The sequence below is a fragment of the Janthinobacterium sp. SUN073 genome (assembly GCF_030397665.1).
In the GTDB taxonomy this organism is placed as follows: domain Bacteria; phylum Pseudomonadota; class Gammaproteobacteria; order Burkholderiales; family Burkholderiaceae_D; genus Janthinobacterium.
Genome location: NZ_JAPUBT010000014.1, coordinates 23536 through 47776, shown reverse-complemented (window position 1 = coordinate 47776; position 24241 = coordinate 23536). Strand labels below are relative to the sequence as shown.

General features: G+C 64.6%; 18 protein-coding genes. 7 read left to right on the top strand and 11 right to left on the bottom strand.

The window, feature by feature from the left end; translation table 11 throughout:
• The first annotated feature begins 104 nt into the window (after nt 1-104).
• From O0882_RS26205 to O0882_RS26195, 3 genes are all read left to right on the top strand, one after another.
• A complete protein-coding gene (locus O0882_RS26205) occupies nt 105-1016 on the top strand; it encodes a DMT family transporter (protein ID WP_289952737.1) in 912 nt (303 codons plus the stop codon).
• Nucleotides 1017-1192: 176 nt separating this feature from the next.
• Nucleotides 1193-2386, top strand: coding sequence for a PLP-dependent aminotransferase family protein (locus O0882_RS26200; protein ID WP_289952735.1), 1194 nt, complete (start codon nt 1193-1195; stop codon nt 2384-2386).
• 290 nt (nt 2387-2676) lie between these two features.
• Entirely contained in the window at nt 2677-4035 is a 1359-nt protein-coding gene (locus tag O0882_RS26195; RefSeq protein ID WP_289952734.1) for a diguanylate cyclase, read from the top strand.
• A gap of 109 nt (nt 4036-4144) precedes the next feature.
• Here the strand turns inward: O0882_RS26195 and O0882_RS26190 are convergent, their stop codons facing one another.
• From O0882_RS26190 to O0882_RS26165, 6 genes are all read right to left on the bottom strand, one after another.
• On the bottom strand, nt 4145-6229 hold the full coding sequence (locus tag O0882_RS26190) for a TonB-dependent hemoglobin/transferrin/lactoferrin family receptor (RefSeq protein ID WP_289952939.1): 2085 nt from the start codon (nt 6227-6229) through the stop codon (nt 4145-4147).
• A 3-nt stretch (nt 6230-6232) separates the two neighbouring features.
• Nucleotides 6233-6361: a hypothetical protein gene (locus O0882_RS26185; RefSeq protein ID WP_289952732.1), complete on the bottom strand. Its 129-nt coding sequence runs from the start codon at nt 6359-6361 to the stop codon at nt 6233-6235.
• A gap of 304 nt (nt 6362-6665) precedes the next feature.
• A complete protein-coding gene (locus tag O0882_RS26180; RefSeq protein WP_289952731.1) occupies nt 6666-8243 on the bottom strand; it encodes an FGGY-family carbohydrate kinase in 1578 nt (525 codons plus the stop codon).
• A gap of 3 nt (nt 8244-8246) precedes the next feature.
• Nucleotides 8247-8474: a hypothetical protein gene (locus O0882_RS26175; RefSeq protein ID WP_289952729.1), complete on the bottom strand. Its 228-nt coding sequence runs from the start codon at nt 8472-8474 to the stop codon at nt 8247-8249.
• 135 nt (nt 8475-8609) lie between these two features.
• Nucleotides 8610-10178 carry a glycerol-3-phosphate dehydrogenase/oxidase gene (locus O0882_RS26170; RefSeq protein WP_289952726.1) on the bottom strand — a complete coding sequence of 523 codons (1569 nt, stop codon included), beginning with the start codon at nt 10176-10178 and terminating at the stop codon, nt 8610-8612.
• Nucleotides 10175-11785, bottom strand: a complete 1611-nt coding sequence (locus O0882_RS26165; protein WP_289952724.1) for an FAD-binding oxidoreductase — start codon at nt 11783-11785, stop codon at nt 10175-10177. Before O0882_RS26165 ends, O0882_RS26170 begins: the two co-directional genes overlap by 4 nt.
• 126 nt (nt 11786-11911) lie before the next feature.
• Here O0882_RS26165 and O0882_RS26160 point away from each other — a divergent pair, with 126 nt between their 5' ends.
• The 3 genes from O0882_RS26160 to O0882_RS26150 all read left to right on the top strand — a co-directional run bounded on the left by O0882_RS26160 (nt 11912) and on the right by O0882_RS26150 (nt 14760).
• On the top strand, nt 11912-12994 hold the full coding sequence (locus tag O0882_RS26160) for an AraC family transcriptional regulator (protein WP_289952723.1): 1083 nt from the start codon (nt 11912-11914) through the stop codon (nt 12992-12994).
• A 71-nt stretch (nt 12995-13065) separates the two neighbouring features.
• Nucleotides 13066-13848: a 3-hydroxybutyrate dehydrogenase gene (locus tag O0882_RS26155; RefSeq protein WP_096234703.1), complete on the top strand. Its 783-nt coding sequence runs from the start codon at nt 13066-13068 to the stop codon at nt 13846-13848.
• A 63-nt stretch (nt 13849-13911) separates the two neighbouring features.
• Nucleotides 13912-14760, top strand: coding sequence for a DUF2071 domain-containing protein (locus O0882_RS26150; protein ID WP_289952722.1), 849 nt, complete (start codon nt 13912-13914; stop codon nt 14758-14760).
• On the opposite strand, the gene O0882_RS26145 is transcribed toward O0882_RS26150, so the two are convergent.
• The 3 genes from O0882_RS26145 to O0882_RS26135 all read right to left on the bottom strand — a co-directional run bounded on the left by O0882_RS26145 (nt 14732) and on the right by O0882_RS26135 (nt 18691).
• Nucleotides 14732-16330, bottom strand: a complete 1599-nt coding sequence (locus tag O0882_RS26145; RefSeq protein ID WP_289952720.1) for a methyl-accepting chemotaxis protein — start codon at nt 16328-16330, stop codon at nt 14732-14734. The two genes, O0882_RS26150 and O0882_RS26145, sit on opposite strands and share 29 nt — an antisense overlap.
• A 136-nt stretch (nt 16331-16466) precedes the next feature.
• Nucleotides 16467-17705, bottom strand: a complete 1239-nt coding sequence (locus O0882_RS26140; RefSeq protein WP_289952718.1) for an HD-GYP domain-containing protein — start codon at nt 17703-17705, stop codon at nt 16467-16469.
• A gap of 380 nt (nt 17706-18085) precedes the next feature.
• Nucleotides 18086-18691, bottom strand: a complete 606-nt coding sequence (locus tag O0882_RS26135; protein ID WP_289952716.1) for a hypothetical protein — start codon at nt 18689-18691, stop codon at nt 18086-18088.
• Nucleotides 18692-18970: 279 nt separating this feature from the next.
• Here O0882_RS26135 and O0882_RS26130 point away from each other — a divergent pair, with 279 nt between their 5' ends.
• Nucleotides 18971-21013, top strand: a complete 2043-nt coding sequence (locus O0882_RS26130) for a S9 family peptidase (protein ID WP_289952937.1) — start codon at nt 18971-18973, stop codon at nt 21011-21013.
• A 164-nt stretch (nt 21014-21177) separates the two neighbouring features.
• Here the strand turns inward: O0882_RS26130 and O0882_RS26125 are convergent, their stop codons facing one another.
• Nucleotides 21178-23232 carry an esterase-like activity of phytase family protein gene (locus tag O0882_RS26125; RefSeq protein WP_289952715.1) on the bottom strand — a complete coding sequence of 685 codons (2055 nt, stop codon included), beginning with the start codon at nt 23230-23232 and terminating at the stop codon, nt 21178-21180.
• A 71-nt stretch (nt 23233-23303) separates the two neighbouring features.
• On the bottom strand, nt 23304-24230 hold the full coding sequence (locus tag O0882_RS26120) for an AraC family transcriptional regulator (protein WP_289952713.1): 927 nt from the start codon (nt 24228-24230) through the stop codon (nt 23304-23306).
• Nucleotides 24231-24241: the final 11 nt, after the last annotated feature.

The window sequence follows — 24241 nt, the reverse complement described above, 5'->3', positions numbered from 1 at the left end:
AGTGTATTTGTACTGTATTGCTATTGAGCCCTAGGATAGCAGTACCGGGCGGATTGATCCACATCTGCCCGTCTTTATTCCACACCACCCGCACCAGGACAGCCATGCCATCGCCCGCCACCACCTCCCCCAGTTCCCTCCCGCGCCTCGGTGCCGACCGCAAAGGCCTGTTGCTGGGCTTGATAGCCGTCGCCCTCTTCAGCCTGACCCTGCCCTTTACGCGCCTGGCCGTGGCCGAACTCGACCCCACCTTTGTCGCCCTGGGCCGCGCCCTGGTCGCCGCCTGCCTGGCAGGCCTCTGGCTGTGGCAGCAGCGGGCGCCAATGCCGCGGCGCGAACAATGGCTGCCGCTGGCGCTCGTCTCGCTGGGCTGCGTGCTGGGTTTCCCCTGGCTGACGTCGATCGCCATGCGCACTCTGCCCGCCTCGCACGGCGCCGTGCTGGTGGGTATTTTGCCGCTGGCCACGGCCGTGTTTGCCGTGCTGCGCGGCAAGGAGCGCCCTTCCCCGGGATTCTGGCTGATGGCCCTGCTCGGCACGGCGCTGGTGGTGGCGTTCGCCCTGCGCCAGGGCGGCGGCAGCTTCCACCTGGCCGACTGGCTGATGTTCGCCGCCGTGCTGCTGGGCGCCCTCGGTTATGCGGAAGGCGGACGCCTGGCGCAAGCCATGCCGGGCCAGCATGTGATTTCCTGGGCACTGCTGCTGGCCGTGCCTTTTGTCTTGCCCGTGGTGCTGTGGAACGCGTGGCCGCAGCGCGCGCTGATGGCGCAGGCCAGCGGCGCGGCCTGGCTGGGCTTTGCCTATATCTCCGTGTTTTCCATGTTTATCGGCTTCTTTTTCTGGTACCGGGGCATGGCGCTGGGCGGCGTGGCGCGCGTGGGACAGACGCAGTTGCTGCAGCCTTTCCTCACCTTGATGGGCGCGGCCGTGCTGCTGCACGAGCCCCTGACGGGAGAAAGCCTGCTGTTTGCCGGCGCCGTGATCGCCGTGGTGGCCATCGGGCGCAAGCTGAAGTAAGGCTCCCTGACGTCCATTTGCAACGTCCTTGCGCGTGCGGATGGGCAGAGCGGCGTGCAAGCCGTACAATACCGCAGCACCATGGCGACGCCTATCCGGCGCCGCTTGCGCACGCACCGCCACAAGCGGGCCAACAAATCCAGCCGGCGCAGCTCGGCATCTTCTGTGAGACTCGTATGAAAATTGAAAATCCGAATCCGATCCAATGGCGCTTTGCCGAACGCGCGGAACAGCTGCAAAGCTCGTTCATCCGCGAAATCCTGAAGATCACGCAGCGCCCCGAGATCATCTCGTTTGCCGGCGGCCTGCCCTCGCCCGCCACCTTCCCCGTGGAAGAAATGAAGACCGCCTTCGACAAGGTCCTGTCGAACAATGGCAAGGTGGCCCTGCAATACGGTCCCACCGACGGCTACCTGCCGCTGCGCCAGTGGATCGCCGACTCGCTCTCCAGCAATGGCAGCACCATCCTGCCCGAACAAGTGTTGATGACGTCCGGCTCGCAACAGGCGCTCGACTTGCTGGGCAAGGTACTGATCGACGAAGGCAGCAAGGTATTGGTGGAGACCCCCAGCTACCTGGGCGCACTGCAGGCGTTTTCCGTCTACCGTCCCGAATTCGTTTCCGTCGACACCGATGACGAAGGCCTGGTGCCGTCGTCGATCGACCCTGTCGCCGATGGCGCGCGCCTGTTGTACGCGCTGCCGAACTTCCAGAACCCGACGGGCCGCAGCCTGTCCGTGGCGCGCCGCGTGGAACTGGTGGAGACCTGCGCCCGCCACGGCCTGCCGCTGATCGAGGATGATCCGTACGGCGCCCTGAGCTACAGCGGCGAGCCGTATCCGAAGATGATCAACATGAATCCGGACGGCGTGATCTACATGGGCTCGTTCTCGAAAGTGCTCACGCCCGGTATCCGCCTCGGCTACGTGGTGGCCCCGCCGCCGCTGGTACGCCGCCTGGAACTGGCCAAGCAGGCGGCCGACCTGCATACCTCGCAGCTGACGCAGATGGTGGTGCATGAAGTGATCAAGGACGGCTTCCTGGACCGCCATATTCCCAGCATCCGCAGCCTGTACGGCAACCAGTGCCAGGCGATGCTGTCGGCGCTGGAAGAGCACTTCCCGGCCGGCGTCACCTGGACGAAACCGGAAGGCGGCATGTTCATCTGGGTCACCTTGCCGAAGCACATCGACGCCATGAAACTGCTCGATGAAGCCATCGCCAACAAGGTCGCCTTCGTGCCGGGCGCGCCGTTCTATGCGAACACGCCGGAAACGCATACCCTGCGCCTGTCGTTCGTCACGGTGCCGCCGGAACGCATCCGCGAGGGCATCGCCATCCTGGGCAAACTGATCGCCGCAAAAATGTAATGATCCCTTTCACGCCCCGCAGCTGCGGGGCGTGTCACTGCTGCCCCAGGCGCCAAGGGGCACGCATCTTTTTCGCCCAAAAACCGCCTTCGCGACAGCAACTGCGTGTATTTTTTCTTAAAAATATCACAAAGATAATATTTTACCGTCTCGCGCAACCTCGATTTTTCCACCCAAAAAATTGGCAAGGCGGTATGATTTGACCGCTGTATCCGCTTTGAACCCGGTCAGCATCACGGAAAATGCAGCAAACGCTGGCAGCGCAGAGTACATCGAGAAGGCCGGAAGCAATGAGTCCAGGCAGTGTGGAGCATTCCCAGCGGCGCGATGCCGCCATTTTGATTGTCGACGATGCGCCGGCCAACCTTGAGCTGCTGCGCAAGCTGATGATCGAACAGGGTTATCAAACCTTTGTCGCCACGTCCGGTGAGCGGGCGCTGGCGATCGCCCAGCGTGCCCATCCCGACCTGATCCTGCTCGACGTGCTGATGCCGGACATGGATGGCATCGAAACCTGCCGCCGCCTCAAGCAGCATCCGCTGACGCAGGGCATTCCCGTCATCTTCATGAGCGCCAGGACGGAGACGGAAGACGTGGTGGCCGGTTTCGACTGCGGCGCCGTCGACTACATCAGCAAACCGCTGCGCATGGCCGAAGTGTGTGCACGCGTGCGCGCCCAGCTGCACATCCGCAGCAGCAATGAAACCCAGCAGGAGCAGGCCGAGCGCCTGCGCACCATCGTCAACAACATGGCCGAGGGCTTGCTGATCATCGAGGCGGACGGGCGCATCCAGTACACCAACCCGGCCTGCGACCAGTATTTGGGCTACCGCGAAAACGAACTGGCCGGACGCTCGATCGCTGAACTGCTCAGCCCCCTGGTGACGCAGGAATACCTCGATTACTTTGCCATGTACGCAGCCAATCCGGAGACGGCGCACAACCACGGCACGCGCGAAGTGGTGATCCGCCACCGCGCTGGCCACGCGCTGAGCATGGACCTGACCCTGACGCCCATGTATCTGCGCCAGCCCCTGTATATCGGCCTGCTGCACGACATCACGCACCACAAACGGTCGGAAGACGCGCTGCAGCGCGCCGCCTATCTCGATCCGCTGACAAAGATCGCGAACCGCCGGCATTTCGACAGCTTCCTGGAAAAAGAGTGGCAGCGCGCCGTGCGCGGCGGCGGCGCCCTGTCGCTGGTGGTGCTCGACGTCGACCATTTCAAGCTGTACAACGACAGCCTGGGCCATCCGGCTGGCGACAGCTGCCTGCAGCAGGTGGCGCAAGCGATCGCCTCGCACGCCGCACGCCCGGGCGACCTGGCAGCCCGCTACGGCGGCGAGGAATTCGTCATGCTGTGCTCCGACACGGATGCCGACGGCGCCCTGCATCTGGCCGAAACCATCCGCATGCACATCGAAGCACTGCAACTGCCGCACCCGCGCTCCGCCACCTCGCCGTGGATCACCGTCAGCATCGGCGTGGCGACCATCCACCCGCACCAGCTGGACGACCGCGAAGCGCTGTTCGTCGCCGCCGACCGCGCCCTGTACGTGGCCAAGGAAGGGGGCCGCAACCAGGTGCGCGTCACGCAGTCGGGCAGCACGGCCTGGAAAACGGTCAAGGCATTGGTTCTACGTTGACGTTGGAAGTTGGAAGTTCAACGGAACATGCAACGGACCGGGAGTAGGCCCAAGTCACAAAAAAGGCCCCCCGGGCCAAGTGTCTCAGGCCCGCCATTCTTAAAATTAATCAAAACTTACGCGACACGCTCAACTTTGCATTGCGCCCCACGCCGGTAACGGCTTCGCTCAAGTAGGGCATGTAATTGCGGTTGAAGACGTTATCGACCGTCAGGCGCACTTCCGTGCCGCGCCACACGCCCTGCTTGCCATTCCACGAGGCGAACAAAGTATGCAGCGCATAGCCTTTCGACGGCGGCAGGCGGTACACGCTGCCCACCGGTAGCACGCGCTCCTGCTTCGCCACGAAGCGACCCTGCCAGCCGATGCTGGCACCCAGGTCGGGCATGCGCCAGCCCAGGCCCGCCATCAGCTTGTCCGGCGCAATCGTCGACACGGGTTCATCCTGACCCCATGGGTCGCGCTGGGTACCGGTGCGCGTGCCGCGCTGCTTTGACAGCGAGGCGCTGGCAAACAGGCGCGGCGCGTTGTAGTAGGACTCGACCTCCACGCCCTGCGTGCGGAAACCAGCCAGGTTGCGGTAGTCGGACAGCGCCGGCGGCACCTTGCCCGATCCCGGCACATAGCCTTCGATCAGGATGCCCAGGCGCGGACCGATATTGTCGCTGACGCGATTGCGGTAGACCGTCAGGCGCAGCTGCACGTCGTCGCGCTGCATGAACACGTTCTGGCGGTGCAGCATGACGCCCGCGCGTACGGCCGTCACGCGCTCGACGGCCAGGTTACGGCTGGTGCCCGGCGTCGATGAACCGAGGCGCGGCGACACATAATATTCATTCGAATACATCTCGTCGATGGTCGGCGCGCGCCAGGTGCGGCTCAAGTCGCCGAACAGCGCCATGCTGCTCGATGCCTTCCAGAACAGACCCAGGCGGGGCGACCAGTCCGCGTGCACCTTTTCGCTGAAATCGTGGCCGGCGGCCGGCAGCGGGCTGTTGTAGCGCGACGCCTTGTTCGGCACGCCCTCGGAGACGACCCGGTCGTGGCGCAGCGCCGCCGTCAGCGTCAGGTCGCCATACGTCATCGCATCCTGCAGGTACAGGCCCGTGGTTTCCTGGCGCCCGGCCGGCATGTAGTAGGGCTGGAAGTAGCCGTAGTTGTAGCTGGGGTCCTTCAGTGCCGTCGACGACGGGTAGTACATCAGGGTATCGCGCACATTCTTGTGCCATTGCAGACCCGTTTGCAGCACGTGCGACACGGCGCCCGTCGTCAACACGCTTTCATTGCGCACCTCAAAAATGCGGTCCACATACGAAGCCCAGCTCTCGTTGCCCAGCGAACCCAGATAGGAACCCAGTGAAGCCGATGGCAGGCGCTTGTCATGCTGGTCCGTGTGCGAATAGCCGGCGCTGGCCGTCAGCTTGATCCATGGATTGTTCTGCGGCGCATACTGCCACTTCACGGAATAGGTGTCGTCGTCCTGGTCGCGGTACACGGCCTTGCGCTGCCACGCTTCTTCCAGTCCGTACTTCCTGATTTCCGCCTCGGTCGGCGTGGGCACGTCCTCGCCCATGGCGGCGAACGGTCCCCAGCCCGTGCTGCCGCTCTTCATGGCCGTCAGGGTCAGCAGCTGCTCCGGCGTCAGCCGGATATTCAGCTTGGCCAGGCTCGATGGCGCGTCGATGGCGGAGAAGCGGAATGGCTTGCCATCGGGTTTGCGCAAATCGTCGGACTTGCGCTGCGTGGTAAATGCCATCGCATCGAAGCGACCATCTGCGCTGCGGCCATACACGGCCACGGTGGCGTCGTTTTCGCCATTGTTCGAATGGCGCGAGTACTTGAGCATGGCGCCCACTTTCTCGCCGCCTTCCAGCAAGTCTTGCGCATCCTTGGTCTCGACCGTGATGACGCCACCGAAACCGCCATTGCCATACAGGCTGGTATGCGCGCCCTTGTTCACCTCGATCTGCTTGATCAGCTCCGGCTCGATGAAGATGGAACCCTGGCGGTATTTTTCAAAGCCCTTGGGCACGCCATCGAGGATGACTTTCACATCCTGCACTTTATTAAAACCCCAGATATTGAGGCTCTGGCCGCTGGGGCGGGCCGTGCCGGCCAGGTCCACGCCGGGCAGGGTGTCGAGCAAGGACGCGACATTGTCGGCCTGCTGGCGCTCGATGTCGGCGCTGTTGATGTACTAGCGTCCGGCCGTGCCGGCGCTGATGGCGTCGCCAAACACGCTGATGGAGGGCATCTGCACGGCGTCAGCCTTCTCGGCCTTGTCGGCCATCGCTGCCGCCCACGCAGGGCCGTGCGCGGCGCCCAATGCCAGCGCCAGTGCGGCGGCCAGCGGGGTCCATCCTTGTTTGCTGCTGCTCTTCGTCGCTATCCTTGCCTGGGTTTGCTTGTTACTTGATGCTATTGGAATGAAAAAGCCGGGCAGAGGATAGGCGGTGCACGATCAAGCGGCGGCGTTGACGCAAGCGTTGCGGCGGAACCCTGCCCGCGCGGACACGCCGCCGGCGCATGGCCGGCGGCGCACTGCAGTCACCGGGATAAGTTGCCTTAGTGAAATGCGGAACACATCATATATCGAATGCGAATGATTCGCAATACGATTTAATGCCTAGTTATTCCGGATAGCCGGTAATGTCGGCGATCTCGCGGTACAGGGGCTGCAGCCGCGCATACATTTTCTGGTACACACGCCGGTACAGCTGCTCGTAGATTTTCCGATGCTCGGGATGGGGCTGGAATACCTTGCCCCTGCGCGTCATCGCTTGCACGGCGGCGGGAAAATCCGCATGCCAGCCCAGGCCCACGCTAGCGGCGATGGCCGCGCCCAGGCCCGAACTTTCATACACGTGGGCACGAGCGGCGGGCAAGCCGAAGATGTCGGCCGTCAGCTGCATGGCAGAGTCGCTTTGCGAACCGCCGCCCGCGATGCGCAGCTCCGTAATGGCAATACCGCTGCGCCGCTCGATGCGCTCCTTGCCTTCGCGCAGCGCATACGCGAGTCCTTCGAGGATGGCGCGGTATATGTGCGCGCGCGTGTGCACGTCGCCGAAGCCGATCATGGCGCCCTTCGCTTCCGGGCCAGGCACTTTGATGCCCGGACTCCAGTACGGCTGCAGCATCAGGCCCATGGAGCCGGGCGGCACGGCGTCGACCAGGCGGTCGAACAGCGCTTCGGCAGACAGGCCCGTGCCATCTTCGGCCGCGGCCGCCCGTTCGCGGTCGCCGAACTGCTCCTTGAACCAGTTGACCATCCAGTAGCCGCGAAAAATCTGCACTTCCGTGCTGTAGGCGCCCGGCATGGCGGCCGGATACGGCGGAATGAAGCGCGTCACTTCCACGTACTTGCGGTTGGTCGTGTTGATGGTGGCCGTGGTGCCGTAGCTGAGGCAAGCCACATGCGGTTCGACGCAGCCCGCGCCCAGCACCTCACACGCCTTGTCGGCGGCGGCCGCCAGCAAGGGCGTGCCCTCAAGAATGCCCGTCGCTGCCGCCGCCGCGGCCGTGATGGCGCCCATGCGCGTGCCCGGCGTCACCAGCTCCGGCAGCATGGAACGCTGGATCGCCAGCGCCTGCCACTTCCAGTCGAAGCGCCCGGCCCAGGCGTGGCGCTTGTAGTCGAACGGGATGTAGGCCACCTGCGAACCGGTCGAGTCGATATACTTTCCGCAGAGGCGGTGATTCAAAAAGCCCGACAGCAGCAGGAATTTATGCGTGCGGCGCCATATGTCGGGCTGGTGCGCGCTGATCCAGTTGATCTCGGCCTCGCGGCGGAAATAGGCGATCGTGCCATCGAGGCGCGTGGCGCGGAAGGCGGCGCGCCACCACGGCGCCAGTTGCGGAATGTCGCGCGTGCTGCGCTGGTCCAGCCAGGTGATGGCGGGACGCAGGGGGACGCCATGTTCATCCACATTGACCACCGTGCCGCGCTGCGTGGTCACAGCCACGCCGGCTACCGAGGACTTGGCTATGTCCGTGCCGCGCCACAGCTGCTGGCACGCTTCGCACACGGCTTGCCAGTAGCCGTCGGCGTCATGCTCGGCCCAGCCGGGGTGCTCGGAGTAATACGCTTCGAGGAACACTTGCGCCTTGGCCGCCAGGTTGCCGTCCCGGTCGAACAGCAGCGCGCGCACGCTTTGCGTGCCATTGTCGATGGAGAGGATATACGGGCCATTGCCCGCTGCGCAGGCCATGGCTTATGCCACGCTGGCCAGCGCGGCGCGCAGCGCGGCCAGCAGCGCCTGCGGATCTTTTTCCGGTTGCGCGCTGAAGACGGGCGCTTCCCAGTCCTGCCCGCGTACGGCCACCACACGCAAGCGTCCCTGTTCGTTCCAGGCCGGATACCAGCCCACGTCGACGATGTCGCCATTCGCGCAGGTGATTTGCAGCAGGTCTTCACCCAGGTCATCGACGATAAGCTCCACGCTCTGGCGCAGGTCCAGCGACGACAGGCTGTCATAGGTGATGCGGGCGTCGCCCAGCGCCAGGGGCTGGCCAAACAGGGTGGTGTCGATGATGCTCTCCTCTTTTCTATTTTTATCGCTGTTTTTATCATTGCTTCATTCGCCTTGCGGCACGCTGTAATGACTGCGCCACAGGGCCAGGTAGCGCGCCTGCTCGTCGTCCCAGCGCGCATCGTCCCAGCCCAGTTCATGCTGGCAAATGGCGCGCAGGCGCGGCATGATAGCAAGCGCGCCGCCGGCCAGCTGCAAACCGAGGCGCGTGCGCCGCAGCAGCAGGTCGTCCAGGTGCTGCACGTCCTCGGTGCGCGCGCCCCAGCGCAGCTGGGCCCACAGGGTCTGCGTGCCGGGAACCGGCGCCAGTTCGCCATCCTGCGCCGCATCGCACAGGGCCTGCGCGGCCGCGCCATGACGGCCCAGCAGGCGTGCGCGCTGTTCGCCATCGAGCAGCAAGGCCTTGCCCGACAGGGGTGGCGTTGCGTCGAAAATCGGCAAGGGACGCAAATCCGCCTGCCAGTCCGGCAGCAGTGGCGCGGCGCGGCGCAATGCGTCGAGGGCAATCACGCGGAACGTCGTCAGCTTGCCGCCCGCCACCGTCAGCAAGCCGTTTTCCAGCCATAGCGCATGTTCGCGCGCTTCCTTCGACGGGTCAAGCTGGCCGCTGTCGATGACGGGGCGCACGCCGGCAAACGTGGCCAGCACGTCGTCTTCGCCCAACGCCAGCTGCGGGAACTGCCAGCGCAGCGCCGTCATCAGATAATCGAGTTCGCCGCGCGTGATGGCAGGCTCCAGGTCCAGGCTGGCGCCGTGGTCGACATCGGTGGTACCCACCAGGGTCACGCCCTCCCACGGATACGCAAACACGGGACGGCCATCGTGCGGATGCATCAGGCTGACGGCTTGCGCCAGCGGCAGGCGCCAGGCAGGCAGCAGCAGATGGCTGCCGCGCAGGGGCCGCAGTTTCGGCTGCTCTCCCACCTGGCCGCGCAAGCCGTCGGCCCAAGCGCCCGTGGCGCTGATCACCAGGCGCGCGCGCGCAGTCAACCTTGCGTCGCCGACGCCATCGATCAAGGTGGCACCGACGACCCGCTGCCCCTCTCGCAGCAAGGACGCCACGCCCAGGTAATTGACGGCCACGCCGCCATGGCGGCGCGCTTCCTGCAGCACGCGCAGCACCAGGCGCGCGTCGTCCGTCTTGGCGTCCTGGTACAGCATGCCGCCCTGCAGGTCTTCGCGCCGGATGTGCGGCGCCAGCATGGCAAAGTCCGCCGCGTCGACATAGCGGCGCGCACGCCGGCCCGCCATCACGTCATAGATGGCCAGGCCCAGCATGAACTGGCGCCGCCCCGGTTTCCTGCCGACGTAGTCGCCAAAGGCAAAGCCCTGCGGCTCGACCAGCCCCGCCGCATCCGTCAGCAAGGCTTGCCGCTCATGCACCGATTCGCGCGTCAGCCCGAACTGGCCCTGCTTGAGGTAGCGCAAGCCGCCGTGCACCAGCTTCGATGAACGGCTCGACGTGCCCCAGGCGAAATCGCGCTGTTCCACCAGCAGCGCCTTCAAGCCGCGCCGCGCTGCTTCCAGCAGGATGCCGGCGCCCGTGATGCCGCCGCCGACGATCAGCACATCCCAGTCGCGCGCCAGCACGCCAGGCAACTCCCCCCGGTTCACAAGCCGCCCCCGGTGTCGGGCAGCAGTTTGCCGGGGTTCATCATGCCCTGCGGGTCGAACTGGCGCAGCAGCGCGCGCATGGCGGCGATGCCCAGCTCTCCCTTTTCTGCGGCCAGCCACGGCGCGTGGTCCGTGCCCACGCCATGCTGGTGGCTGATGGTGCCGCCATTGGCCACGATGGCGGCGCAGGCCGCGTCCTTCAGGCTGCGCCAGCGCGCCATGTTGTCTTCATACGTGGGCGCCAGCCGGTACACATACGTGGTGTAGACGCTGGCGCCCTGCGCATACACGTGCGACAGATGCGTGTAGGCGTGCACCTGCTCGCCGTGCGCGGCCAGCGCATGGGTGCCCGCCTGCTCCAGCGCCGCCATCATGGCCGTGACGCGGGGCCAGTCGACGGCCGTTTCCACCGTGTCGATGACATAGCCGTGTTCCCAGGCGCCGTTACGCAGGTAGACGTTGCGAAATCTCCCCTGCTTCCACTTGTCGCCCATGTGGCGTCCCACGTGCACGCCCTTGTGCCGCCGCGCCAGCGCCAGCGCGCCGCGCAGGGCCGCGCGCGCCGGTTTTGCTTCTCCGCTGACGCCCAGCATCAGCATGCACTTGCCTTGCGCGCAGCCGCGCAGGGACAGGTAGCGCTCCAGCAGTCCCACCAGTTTCTTGTGGCCGGCCAGGGTCAGCATGGTTTGCGTCTCGAGCGCGTTCGACAGGCGCAGCATGCACAAGGGCAGGCGCGACTGGGCCAGCGCCCTCACGGCCGCCTGTGCCTGGCCCCAGTCGGCGAAAAACACGGCGTGGAACGCTTCGTAGGGCGGCAACGGCGAGATGCGCACCGTGGCCTGCGTCAGGATGCCCAGCCGCCCCTCGGAACCGAGCACCATTTCGCGCAGATCGATGCCGGCCGCCGAAGCGGGAAACGTGGGAATCGTCAGGGTGCCGGACGGCGTTTCCACCTCGCCGCCCGCGAACAGCTGCTCGATGCGGCCATAGCGCAGCGATTGCTGGCCCGACGAGCGCGTGGCGATCCAGCCGCCCAGGGTGGAGTATTCGAACGACTGCGGATAGTGGCCCAGGGTATAGCCATGCGCGCGCAGCTGCGCTTCCAGGTCGGGGCCGTAGACGCCCGCGCCAAACGTGGCCAGCTGCGCTTCGCGGTCCAGGTAGCCCAGCGCAGACAAACGCCGCAGGCTCAGCGCCAGCACGGGGCGTGACCCCGCCGCGACCGTCAGGTGCCCGGCCACGCTGGTGCCGCCACCGTGCGGTATCACGGCCACGCAGGCCTGGCGCGCGTAGTCGAGCAACTGGCGCACCTGCAGTGGGCTGTCGGGAAACGCCACGCCATCGGGCACCGCGCCGATGCGGCCGTGGCGCAATTTGAACCAGTCGGGCAGGCTTTGACCGAGCGCATGGCGCACGCGCGTGGCAGGCGTGGTGTCGATCAGCGGATGCGGCGCCAGGCGCGAGGCGGGCACCTGGGCGCAGGCTTCGTCCAATGTGGCGTCGAGCATGCCGCTGCCCGGCCCCAGGCGCTCGCCCAGGAAGGCCAGCGCCTCCTCGCTCAGCGCGTACGTGACGCTCTCATCCCCCCAGCCATTCCAGCGTTGCATTGACATCCCCTGTGTTTGGCCAGTTGCGCGCCACGGCGGCTTGCTATACTGTCCTTGCCTTCTCAACAGCATATGCCGCCACAGGCCAAGGGTATTGGTTTTTCATGACAATCGCATTGTTCCATCATGACAAGTACTGACGGCCGTGTCGCCGGCGCCTATCTGCTGCCGCTGCTGGAAGCGGCCGGCGCGCACGGCATCGCGGCAGCCACCCTGGCGCAAGCGGCCGGCGTGCCGCCGCACAGCCTGGAAGCATCAGCGGCCAGCCTGGCCGCGCGCGACTACGTGCGCCTGCTCGATGCGGCAGCAAAGCTGGCGGGCGATGCGCATTTCGGCCTGCACGTGGGCCAGCGCGTACGCATGGGCACCTATAGCGCGTATGGCTTGATTTTGCTCAGTTGCAAGAGCGTGGGCCAGGCACTGGAACAGACGGCCCGCTACGAGCGGCTGGCGCATGACCTGGGCCGCTCGACGCTGCAGCGCGACGGCGCCGTCGCGCATTACCGCTGGGCCAGCAATTACCCGGGCGCCAGCCGGCACCTGGTCGACAGCGTCTTTGCCGGTGTCAAAGTGTGCGGCGACTGGCTGGCGGGCATGCCGCTGCCGCCGGCCCGGCTGGCGTTTGCCCATGATGGCGGCGGCGAGCTGCTGCGTCACGCCACGCACCGCGACGAATACGTGCGCGTGCTGGGCAGCCTGCCCGCCTTTGGCGCGGATGCCAACACGGCCACCTTCGACGCGCAATTGCTGGACTGGCCCGTGCCAAACGCCGACGTCAGCCTGTACCCCGTGCTGTGCCAGCACGCGGAACAGTTGCTGGCACAGCGCCAGACCGAAACGGGAAGCGGCGCCGGCATCGAGGCGCAAGTGCACGCGGCCATCGTCGCGGGCTTGCGCCAGGGTTCGGCCCGGCTGGCCAGCGTTGCCGCCACACTGGCTGTGACGCCGCGCACCCTGCAGCGCAAGCTGGCCGACGCGGGCACCAGCTTCCAGGCCCTGCTGGACCAGGCCCGCTACGGGCTGGCGCGCGATTATTTGCGCGAGCCGGATCTGTCGCTGGTCGACATCGCCTTCCTGCTCGGTTACCAGGAACAAAGCGCGTTCAACCACGCGTTCCGCGTCTGGGCGGGCACCAATCCCGGCGCCTGGCGCCTGCAGCAATTACAGGAGAAGCAAGCCGGTTTGCAGGCGTGCGCGGGTCATGCCTGACGCGTTTTCTGGCTATACTGGCATAGTCTGACTTCCCACGATCACTCCAACCCGCAATGCAAAGGATTAATATGCAACTCAAAGACAAAGTCGCACTGATTACCGGCGCCGCCAGTGGTATCGGCAAGGAAATGGCCATTGAATACGCGAAACAAGGCGCCAAGGTCGTCATCGCCGACCTGGCCCTGGAAGCGGCCAGCAAGACGGCCGAGGAAATCAAGCAATCGGGTGGCCAGGCGTTTGCCGTCGCCATGGATGTCTCCAGCGAAGAACAAGTCGACAAGGGCGTGGCCGATGCCGCGGCCCATTTCGGCGGCATCGATATCCTGATCAGCAACGCGGGCATCCAGATCATCAGTCCCGTCGTCGACTACCCGTTCGAGCAGTGGAAAAAGATGCTGGCCATTCACCTGGACGGCGCCTTCCTCACCACGCGCGCCTGCATGCGCGAAATGATCAAGGCCGGCCGCGGCGGCGCCATCATCTACATGGGTTCCGTGCACTCGCACGAAGGCTCGCCATTCAAGAGCGCCTACGTGGCCGCCAAGCACGGTTTGCTGGGCCTGGCCAAGGTGGTGGCCAAGGAAGGCGCCAAGGACGGCATCCGCGCCAACGTCATCTGCCCCGGCTTCGTGCGCACGCCACTGGTCGACAAGCAAATCCCCGAACAGGCAGCCCAGCTGAACATCAGCGAAGAAGACGTGATCAAGAAGGTGATGCTGAAAGACACGATTGACGGCGAATTCACCACCACGCAAGACGTGGCGCAAACGGCCGTCTTCCTGGCAGCCTTCCCGTCGACGGCACTGAGCGGCCAGTCAATAGTAGTGAGCCACGGCTGGCACATGCAATAAGACGTAGCGTTTCCGGCAGGCGGCGGCGTCCGCCTGCATCACCGCACTCGAAAGACTTCCCAATTGCAAGACAACACCTATCGTCACCCGCGCGCGGGCTGGCCGGGGCGCCTGTTTGCCGCGCTCGCCAATTGCACGCGTTTCGCCAATGTGCGCCAGGCGGTCATGGCGCGCCTGCCTTTCCTGACCCTGCACAGCGACGTGCGCGACGTCGTCTACGTGAGCTGGCTGGTCGACGCCGCTGCCGCGCAGAAATTAGTGCCCCCAGGTGTGGCCTTGTGGCAGCGCGACGGCAAGACGCCGTTTACCGTGCTGACCTACCGCCACGGGCATTTCGGCCCTGCCCTGCCCGGTCCCTTGCGCCGGCTGCTGCCATCGCCCCTGCAAAGCAACTGGCGTTTATATCTGGACCACACGCCGCCGGGCGCGCCCGCCGTGCCCTGCGTGTATTTCCTGAAAAACATCATGGCCAGCTTGCCCCATGCGCTGGGCACGCGGCTGTTCAGCGATATCTTGCCGACGCACCTGGCCGCCGGCATGACGCTGCAAGTTAGCGCCACGCAGGCGCACTGCGGCATTGCGTCCGGCACCGGCAGCGCCCCCGCGCTGGATGTGCAGGCGGACATCACAGCGGAGCACGATCTTGATGCCGACTGGCAAACGCTGTTCGGCAACTGGCACGCTGCCGTCGCCTTCCTCGCTTGCCAGGATGCGGCCATCGCGCACGTGCCGCGCAACGGCAAGCTGGTCTTCGGCGAAATTGACTTGCCCGTTGATGTGGATCAAGTGCAAGCGCTGACGGCCGGGCGCGCCGACTGCGGCATGCTGAGGCAACTGCCGCCCGTATCCAGGCCGTTTGCCTTTCTCGTACCGCAAGTGGACTTCAAGGCGCTGTCAGAGCGCCTGCTGTAGCGCGGCGCTCCAGCTTGAACAAGGCCATCGCTTGCTCCAGCTGCAAGGCCTGGTCTTGCAGCGAAGCGGAGGCGGCCGCCGATTCCTCCACCAGCGCCGCGTTCTGTTGCGTCACTTCATCCATCTGCGTGACGGCCATGTTGACCTGGCCTATGCCATGGCTCTGTTCGCGCGAGGCCGAGGCGATCTCCGCCATGATGCCGTGCACGCCCTGCACGGCGCCCAGCATTTCGGTGCTGCTGACGCCCGCCTGCTGCGCCAGCTTCGCGCCAGCCTGCACCTGCACCAGCGAGGCCGTGATCAATTGCTTGATTTCCGTGGCGGCCGAGGCGCTGCGCTGGGCCAGGCTGCGCACCTCGCCCGCCACGACGGCAAAACCACGGCCCTGGTCGCCCGCGCGCGCCGCTTCGACGGCCGCGTTCAGGGCGAGGATGTTCGTCTGGAAGGCGATGCCTTCGATGATGCCCGTAATGTCGCCGATCTTCTTTGACGAGGCGTTAATGTCCGCCATCATCGTCACCATCTGGCCGACGATTTCGCCGCCGCGCCCCGCCAGGCCATGAACCTTGCCTGCCATATCGCTCGCTTGCACGGCGTTGCCGCTGTTTTGCTGCACCGTGGCCGCCAGTTGCTCCATGCTCGATGCCGTCTGCTCCAGGGCCGATGCCTGCGCTTCCGTGCGGCCCGACAAGTCCATATTGCCGGCGGCGATTTCCTGGCTGGCCATGCTGATACGCAAGAAATTGCCGCGCACATCGCCGACGATGGAGTGCAAGTTCACGCGCAGCTGGCGCAGCGAGCGCAGCAGCTGCCCCATCTCGTCGCGCCGCGTGGTATCGAGCTCGCCCGTCAGGTCGCCGCCCGCCATCACGTCGCAGGCCTGGCGCGCCCGCTGCAGCGGCTGCAGCACCGCCTTGTGCAGGGTATGCCAGAAATACACGGTCAGACACACGGCAGCCGCGGACAGCCCCGTCAGCCAGCCGTGGGCCGCATCGGGCAACAGGCCCGCATCCCAGGCCAGCTGCAACAGCAATAGCACCACCAGCGCACCCAGGTTCCAGGCGATGCGCTTGCCCAGCGCCAGGTCGCGCAAGCTCGCCAGCCTGGCCAGCCAGCCCGTGCGCACGGCCGCGCCCTGGCTGAGGGCGATGCCACCGGCCTGCCCCGCCTTGATGCGCGCGTACAGGGCGGAAGCCTGCGCCACCTGCTGACGCGTCGGTTTGGTGCGCACGGACATGTAGCCGACAGCCACGCCGTCTTCCACCACCGGCGTCACGTTTGCCAGCACCCAATAGTAATCACCATCCTTGCAGCGGTTTTTCACCATGCCGCTCCACGAGCGTCCCGAGCGGATGGTGGCCCAGAAATCGGCGAAGGCTTCGACCGGCATGTCCGGATGGCGCAGGATGTTTTGCGGCGCACCGATCAATTCTTCCGCACTGTAGCCGCTGACGGCGATGAAATACGGGTTCGCATACGTGATATTGCCTTGCAAGTCGGTAGTCGAGACGATGGTCTCGGTATCGCTCAGGGTGATCTCGGTATCGCTGACGGGAAGATTGATTCGCATGGTCACATCCTCAGTGGTAGCCCGTATGGTGACGGGTATGCGGACAAGGAACGGTCGCCAGGCAGGAAAACGGACGCGGCACTGGCACCATTATTTTAATATTTTATTATTAACAAAATATACTTTATTCCTGCCGCTATGCCACGGCAGCTTCGCCGACCCAGTAGCGGTCGACGTCCAGCAAGCCCCACTGGGCAGCGCTTTCAGTGGAAACAATGCGCTCCTGGCAACCCGGCGCCGCCAGGTCGATGACGCAGGGTGCGATACACGTGCCGGCGCGGATGGAAAAAAATACGCGGACCGTGGGCGAGGTCAGCGTCTTGCCCGCCGCCTGCCCCACCACCACGGCCAGGCGCTCCGATTGCAGCCGCACCAGGGTGCCCAGCGGATAAATGCCCAGGCATTTGACGAAGGCGGCAAACAGTGTCGCGTCCAGATGCCCGCCGCGCCAGGCCGCCATGCGGCGCAGCGATTCGGCCGGGCACCAGCCCTGCTTGTACGGCCGGTTCGAAGTAATCGCGTCGTACACGTCGCAGATGGCTCCCATGCGCGCATACAGGCTGATTTCCTCGCCGCACAAGCCTTTGGGATAACCGCTGCCATCGAGTTTTTCATGGTGGTGCAGACACACGTCCAGCGCCACCGGATCGATATCGTCCACCTCGATCAGCATGCGGTGGCCGGCCGCCGGATGGGCGCGCACGGAAGAAAATTCCGCGTCGCTCAGGCTGCCGGGCTTGTTCAGGATGCTGGACGGCACGGCCATCTTGCCTATGTCGTGCAGCAATCCCGCCAGGCCGGCGGAGCGCACCTGCTCCGGCGCCAGCTCCAGCTCCCTGGCCAGCGCCGTCATCAGTGCACACACGGCCACCGAGTGCATATACGTATAGTTATCGGCAGTTTTCAGGCGTGCCAGGCCCAGCAACACGCCGCCGCCGCGCAGAACCGAGGAGGCGATGTCGTCGACCAGCTCGTAGGCCTGCCCCACGGCCAAGGCCTTGCCCATGCGCGCCTCGTCAAACATCGTCTGCACGGCCTGGCGCGTGCGCTCGATCAGGCGCCGGGCATGCGCCATTTCCGCCTCGCGCGACAGGGCGGGCGCCACATTCGCAACGGAGACGGCCTGGACTTCAGCTTCGTTGCAGACGGCGTCGGCTGCGGGAACGGGCGGCGCGGCAACAGGTTCAGGCGGTGCCAGCCCGCGCGCCGTGTCGATCCACACTTCACTGAGCCGGGTCGCCCGGATACGCTCCAGGTCAGACGGCGATTCGAGCAAAAAGGAACGCTTCCAGAACGGGTTCTCAAGCCAGGAGCGGCCGAGGCGCTCGACATACATTCCCAACATGAGTTCACTACTTGTTATTTTTTTCAACACGGCGGTTCTCCACACATTCAGATCGCGGCATTTACTTGCCCATTATCAATATCATACGCCGAAAATAATGATTAAACCAAATAAATTAGTTTATATGGAAAAATCACAACAAATACAGCAATAATCACCAATTCTATCATTTTCATTGGAAATGAATAATTAATCAATAAATATATCAATTAATCCATATTGATTTTGTGGAACTGTATGCATCCTGCCGATGATGGAGGCGCATGCCTGCCGGCGGCCTCATGGGCCACCACACGGGCATGCTGTGCAGGAAGGGAAGGCGTGCACCAGCGCCAGACGTCGCGAAAAGGCGCTGGCGCCATGCAGGGAGAAGTATCAGATGATGCGCGAGCGGTGTGGCCGCTGGTGGCCTAGCGCGGCACGTAGCGCCAGTTGCCGCTGTCCAGCATGAAAGTCAATTCCGTCTTGATGCCATCCGGACGGCTCGGCACGCTCAATTCCGTGTCGCACACCAGGTAGCCCGTCTTGCGCTTGACGTCGCATTCATTGACGGCCTTGACCTGCATGGTGCTCTGCGCTTCCTGCATCTGCACGTCCTTGGCCGCGTCCGGATCGCGCGCCACTTCTTCCTTGGCCCAGGCGCGTATCATCGCTTGCGCCTCGGCCGGCGACGGTCCGGTGAACTTGGCGTTCTTGCGTTCGACGCCGACCCAGGTATCGCCCTCTTTACGCAGGGGCAATACATTAAAGCCGTCGCGCATGCCCGCGCTCATGGCCACCAGGCACACCACTTCGCCTGGCACTTCCTGCGACTCCTGGCAGCCGGCCAGGCTGGTGACCTTGACGGAAATGGGAACCGGTATCGACGATTGCATCCTGGCTTGGGTCTTGGCCACGCCCGCCTGCACGGCGGCATGGATTTGTTCGAGTGTCGGCATGGTGGCCGCCTGGGCCGCCTGGGCCGGCAAGGCGGCGAACAGGGCGGCGGTGGTCAGGGCAAGGGAAGTCAGGCGCATGGGTATCGAGAGTAGTGAGCTAAGGCCGGCAGTCTAGCACTTTGCATAAAAACAGCTGTTTCTGTAAAAAACATCTGCGCGCCCGCCCACTCGACCAACTGGCACTGCCAGCCGGCTAACCGGCGGTCAACTCCCGCAGCAGGGACGTCTTTATTGCTATGATGTCGGGCTGCCGGCGGTACAGCCGGCCACGTCAATACCATATCAATAACGTCGTCATAAGAATCGGGAGTTTGAATGAGTTTACGTCTGCTGCTCTTGGGAGCATTCAGTGCCGCCATGGCCACCACTGCCGCCGTGCCGGCAGTGGCCGCGCCGCGCGGTTTCACCGTGGAAGACATGGTCGCCATGGAACGTGTGGGCAGCCCCGTGCTGTCGCCGGACGCCACGCGCGTCGTCTACACGGTGCGCACGACTAACCTGGACAAAAACCGCGGCAATACGCAGCTGTGGATGATCGACCTGCGCGCGCCGAACGCGGCGCCACGCCAGCTCACGCGTGGCGATGCCAGTGCCAGCGATCCGCAATGGTCGCCGAACGGCGACGCCATCTACTTCCTGTCCGGCCGCTCCGGCTCCTCGCAAGTGTGGCAACTGCCCCTGACCGGCGGCGAAGCGGCCAAGGTCACCGACCTGGCACTGGACGTCGACACCTACCGCTTGTCGCCGCAGGGCGACCGCCTGGCCTTCAGCATGGGCGTCTTCCTCGATTGCGCCGATATCGCCTGCACGAAAAAACGCCTCGATGAAAAAGCGAAAAACAAGGCCAGCGGCATGGTCTACGACCAGATGTTCGTGCGCCACTGGGATACCTGGGCCGATGGCCGCCGCAACGCGCTGTACTCGGCGCCGATCGACTCGACCGGCAAGGTCAGCGCCGCACCCTTGAGCCTGAGCGGCACCCTCGATGGCGACGCGCCATCGAAACCGTTCGGCGACAACGGCGAATACCACTTCAGCCCGGACGGCAAGACGGTGGCCTTCTCGGTGCGCGTGGCTGGCCGCCAGGAATCGTGGTCGACCAACTTCGACGTCTACACGATCCCTGCCGCAGGCGGCCAGGCGCCGCGCAACCTCACCGCCGACAATCCGGCCTGGGATGCGAAAGCCACCTGGTCACCCGATGGCCGCACGCTGGCCTATGTCGCCATGACCAAGCCAGGCTTCGAGGCGGACCGTTTTCATTTGGTGCTGATGGATGTCGCCACGGGCAAGAAGCGCACCGTGGCCGATGACTGGGACCGTTCCGTGGCCGACTTCCGCTGGACGCCGGATGGCAAGGCTTTCCTCGTCGCCGCCGATGACGTGGGCCAGCACCGTCTGTTCCACATCGACGCGGCCAGCGGCAAGGTCAATGCATTGACGGGCAAGGGCGCCGTGGGCGACTTCGACGTGCGCGGCAATACCATCGTGCTGGCGCAAGCGAATCTGGCCTCGGGCGCGCAGCTGTACACGCGCAAACTCGACGCCAAGTCGGAAACAGCGCCAATGGTCCAGCTGACCAAGCAAAATGCGGCCGCGCTGGCCGACGTGCGTTTCGGCGAATATGAACAGTTCTCGTTCGCTGGCGCGGATGGCGAAACCGTGTATGGCCACGTGATGAAACCATGGAATGCCAAGGCCGGTGAAAAGTATCCGATCGCCTTTTTGGTGCACGGCGGCCCGCAAGGCAGCTTTGGCAACAGCTGGAGCTACCGCTGGAATCCGCAAGTGTATGCGGGCGCCGGCTACGCCACCGTCTTCATCGACTTCCACGGTTCCACCGGCTATGGCCAGAAGTTCACGGATTCCATCAGCGGCGACTGGGGCGGCAAACCGCTGGTCGACCTGCAAAAAGGCCTGGAAGCGGCCACCAAGAAATTTCCATGGCTGGACCGCGAGCGCAGCTGCGCACTGGGCGCATCCTACGGCGGCTACATGATGAACTGGATCGCCGGTAACTGGCCGGACGGCTTCAAATGCCTGGTCAACCACGACGGCGTGTTCGACAACCGAGGCATGGCTTACGCGACGGAAGAACTGTGGTTCACCGAGTGGGAAAACGGCGGCCCGTACTACGACGCACCGGCCAGGCACGAACAGTTCAATCCCGTCAACTTCGTGAAAAACTGGAAGACGCCGATGCTGGTGGTGCAGGGCGACCTGGACTTCCGCATCCCTACCGCGCAAGGCCTGGGCACCTTCACGGCGCTGCAGCGCCGTGGCATCCCGAGCAAGCTGCTGGTCTTCCCGGACGAGAACCACTGGGTGCTGAAGCCGGCCAATTCGCTGCTGTGGCATCACACGGTGCTCGATTGGTTGAACACTTATACAAAGAAATAACCCCCAGCGCAAAGGCTGGGGTCGGACCCTCAGGGTCCGACCCCGGTATTTCGCCTTCAAGGGTTAAAAAAGCCGCGCGGTGCATCTCTGCACCGCGCGGCTTTTTGTCGTGCAGGTCGGATTAGCGGCGCGCAGCGCCGCGTAATCCGACACGGCACATCACATCAATACGTATTGAGCGCCTTGGCGAACTTCACGATCCACAAACGGCTAGGACGTTCGCGGTCGTCGCCGCGCGCCACGCGGATGGTGTTGGCGGCATTGCAGCCGGCCGCGCTGCTGGTGACGATGGTGCCGTTGGCGTCGACCGTGCACTTCGTGACGTCGGCGCCATCGACTTCCACGCCATTCGCGTCAAAGATCTTCGTCTTCAGGCCGAAGTCATTGTCGTTGGCCAGCGCGATGGTGGAGTCGTCGATCAGGGTCAGTCCTTCCGCCTTTTCCGCCGCCCAGCCGATGGCGTTCAAGTCCAGCAGCAGGGTTTTCTTCAGCGGCGTGACTGCCGCCCAGTCGGCGCCATTGACGGCCGCACCGCCCATGCTGCTTTTTTCCAGGTCGGAGGTCGTCGCGTTGAAGGCGGCGGCCGCAATGTCCGTGGCGCCCTTCAGTTCGACCAGCATCAGCTTGTTGAAGACCTTGCCCGATGGCGCGGCGCCCTGCTCGATGACGAGGAACTTGCCGCCGCCCAGCGCCACCATGTCGCCCAGCTTGGCGTTGCCCGTGCGGCCATCCTGGTAGTCGGCCGCATTCAAGGGGTAGGCGAACATCTTGCCGCTGCTGCCCGTCGTCGGGTCGAATTCGATCCAGCGCGTGAAGCGGGCGAAGCGCTCGACCTGTTCATTCTTCTTCGTTACCGTGTAGGGTGCCGTGCCATCGGACAAGGGACTTTGCAGGAAGGCGTACAGCTTGTCATTGCTCGTGTCGAGCGTCATGCCCTCCATGCCGCGATTCGCGCGGCGCTTGGCGAACAGCGCCGGCAAGCCCTTGCCCGGTTCGTACTTGGCCTGGATGATGCCGGTGGCCGCATCGATCTTGACGATGAAGGGGCCGTATTCGTCCGAGACCCACAGCGCATTGCGCTTCGCATCGACGACGATGGCTTCCGAATCGAGGCCGCCCGCGTTGAAGACTGCCTTGCCGGCCGCGTCGAACTTCATCGCATCCATGACGGGAATCTCGGCCGAATTGCCCACCGCGCCCACGGGCACGGGCAAGCCCGAGCTGTTGACGGTGGCTGACACCTTGATCGGCGTGCTCGAACCCAGGACGGCGCCGTTCTTGCCCACCGTGATCACGCCGAACGAAGGCGTAAAGCTCGGCGACGGGAAGATCTTGCTGCCAATGGTGCCCTTGCCCGAAGGATCGGGCAGCAGCGGGCCGTCGCCATTCGGGCCACGGTCCGTCAAGCCATAGAATTCCAGGTCGCCCGCCGCATTCTTGCCCTTGTAGGCCAGACCCGAACCGTACGACGGCAAAAAGCCGTTCGGGAATTCGCCCTTGATCCTGGCATTCGCGCCTTCGTACGGCACATAGTATTTGTCCGCCGCCTGGATCTGGTAGCGCGTCACGGTGACTTTCACTTCTCCCACCGGATTGGCCTGCGTCAGCGCCTCGTTAACGGGCGCGCCCGCTTTCGAGGCGAGGGTGTCTTCGAAATGCTCGCGCACCAGCGCGCGGCGCTCGGCATCGACCGTGCGGCCGGCGAATTTCCCGCCTACCGCCGCCAGGTGCGCGGCCAGCGCCGTGTTGAAGACGGCCGGAGCACCTGCAAAGTCCAGCGTCTTGCCGGCCAGCGCCGCCTTCACTTCGGCCGTCAGCTTGATGCCGTTTGACGGATCGCTGTCCTCATCGAGCAGTTGCAGCGCCAGCAGGCGGTTGACGACCTTGTCGTCCGCCACGTTCGTGCTGGCGGCCAGCGCCAGCGGCGTGACGACGGCGCCGCATGGCGCCGAACCCAGGGCCAGGCCGCCCACGCTGAAGGCCACGGTGTCGCCCGGGTTGCAAATGAATTCGCCCTTGGCGTTGGTGCTGGCCTTGGCCGCGCTGCCGGCCACGTAATCGAGTCCTTCCACCGCGCCGTCGAGGAACACGCCCGTCTGCGCCACGGGCTTGGAAGGTTCCGCCGGCGTACTATCGCTGCCGCCGCAAGCGGCCAGGGTCAGACTGGCGGCGATGGCCAACAGGGTCAGTTTCGGGATCGACGTTACAGCAGTGTTCATGCATTCCTCGGCTAAGGTGGGATTGAAGCCGTGGAGAGTAACTGGGCAAAGTGACAAGCCCATGACAGCCTTCAGGCCCGTGGCGTATCCGCAACAGGCCCGCCGATGCCGCCAAAGCGCCCATCGGCCTGGCGCCGGAATTCCTTGGGCGTGACGCCCTTCACCTGCAGGAAGCGGCGGTTGAAATTGGCCACGTTCTGGAAACCCACGTCGTAGCAGACGTTGGACACATACTGGTCGGTATCCATCAGCAACTGGCAGGCCTTGTTGATGCGCAGACGGCTGATGAAATCCGTGAAGCTGTTGCCCGTCGCCTTGCGGAAGAAACGCGAGAATTTACTCAGCGACATGCCCACCTGCTCGGCCAGCATTTCCGCCGAAATCGGCTCGCGGTAATTATCGGTGATGTAATTGAGGACGGCATTCACCTTGACCAGGGTGGCGTCATCGTCGTAGGACCGCAGCGAAGCGCTCGACAGCAAGCGATAGTTGGCCGTGCGCGCCAGCTTGCTCATCAGTTGCACGAATTCGGCGAAGCGCTCGGCACCATGCCTGGCGCGGATACGCGCCAGGTGCTGCTCGGCCTCGTGGCCCATGTCGAAAAACTCCACGCCATAGCTGGAGCGCTCCAGCAGCGGCAGCAGCTCGCGCAGTTCGGGGATGACGCGCGCGGCGCCGGCCAGCGGCGCGTGGGCGAACTGCACGATCATGTCGCGCAAGGCCACGCCCCCTTCCGGTACCACGTTGGAAATCCAGTTGTGCGGCAGGCGCGGGCCCGTCAGCACCAGGTGGCCGGGCGAGAATTCGCCGATATAATCGCCCACGAACAGGCGTCCGCTGGTGGCGACGATCAGGTGCAGCTCATATTCCTCGTGACAGTGCCAGCGCACGCGCGAGCTGGGATAGCCGTGTTCCAGGTAATTGATGATGCCATCGTAGCTTTCCCGTTCCAGCTCGGGCGCCTTGCGCTCGCTGTCCTTCTGCCATAGGTGTTCCATGCTTGTCTCTC

Coding starts and splice junctions, on each gene's coding strand:
- O0882_RS26180 (WP_289952731.1), bottom strand. CDS start 8,243: ATGGCCTGCGCAGCGGGCAATGGCCCGTATATCCTCTCCATCGACAAT.
- O0882_RS26155 (WP_096234703.1), top strand. CDS start 13,066: ATGCAACTCAAAGACAAAGTCGCACTGATTACCGGCGCCGCCAGTGGT.
- O0882_RS26145 (WP_289952720.1), bottom strand. CDS start 16,330: ATGCGAATCAATCTTCCCGTCAGCGATACCGAGATCACCCTGAGCGAT.
- O0882_RS26165 (WP_289952724.1), bottom strand. CDS start 11,785: ATGCAACGCTGGAATGGCTGGGGGGATGAGAGCGTCACGTACGCGCTG.
- O0882_RS26135 (WP_289952716.1), bottom strand. CDS start 18,691: ATGCGCCTGACTTCCCTTGCCCTGACCACCGCCGCCCTGTTCGCCGCC.
- O0882_RS26205 (WP_289952737.1), top strand. CDS start 105: ATGCCATCGCCCGCCACCACCTCCCCCAGTTCCCTCCCGCGCCTCGGT.
- O0882_RS26120 (WP_289952713.1), bottom strand. CDS start 24,230: ATGGAACACCTATGGCAGAAGGACAGCGAGCGCAAGGCGCCCGAGCTG.
- O0882_RS26195 (WP_289952734.1), top strand. CDS start 2,677: ATGAGTCCAGGCAGTGTGGAGCATTCCCAGCGGCGCGATGCCGCCATT.
- O0882_RS26200 (WP_289952735.1), top strand. CDS start 1,193: ATGAAAATTGAAAATCCGAATCCGATCCAATGGCGCTTTGCCGAACGC.
- O0882_RS26130 (WP_289952937.1), top strand. CDS start 18,971: ATGGCCACCACTGCCGCCGTGCCGGCAGTGGCCGCGCCGCGCGGTTTC.
- O0882_RS26125 (WP_289952715.1), bottom strand. CDS start 23,232: ATGAACACTGCTGTAACGTCGATCCCGAAACTGACCCTGTTGGCCATC.
- O0882_RS26160 (WP_289952723.1), top strand. CDS start 11,912: ATGACAAGTACTGACGGCCGTGTCGCCGGCGCCTATCTGCTGCCGCTG.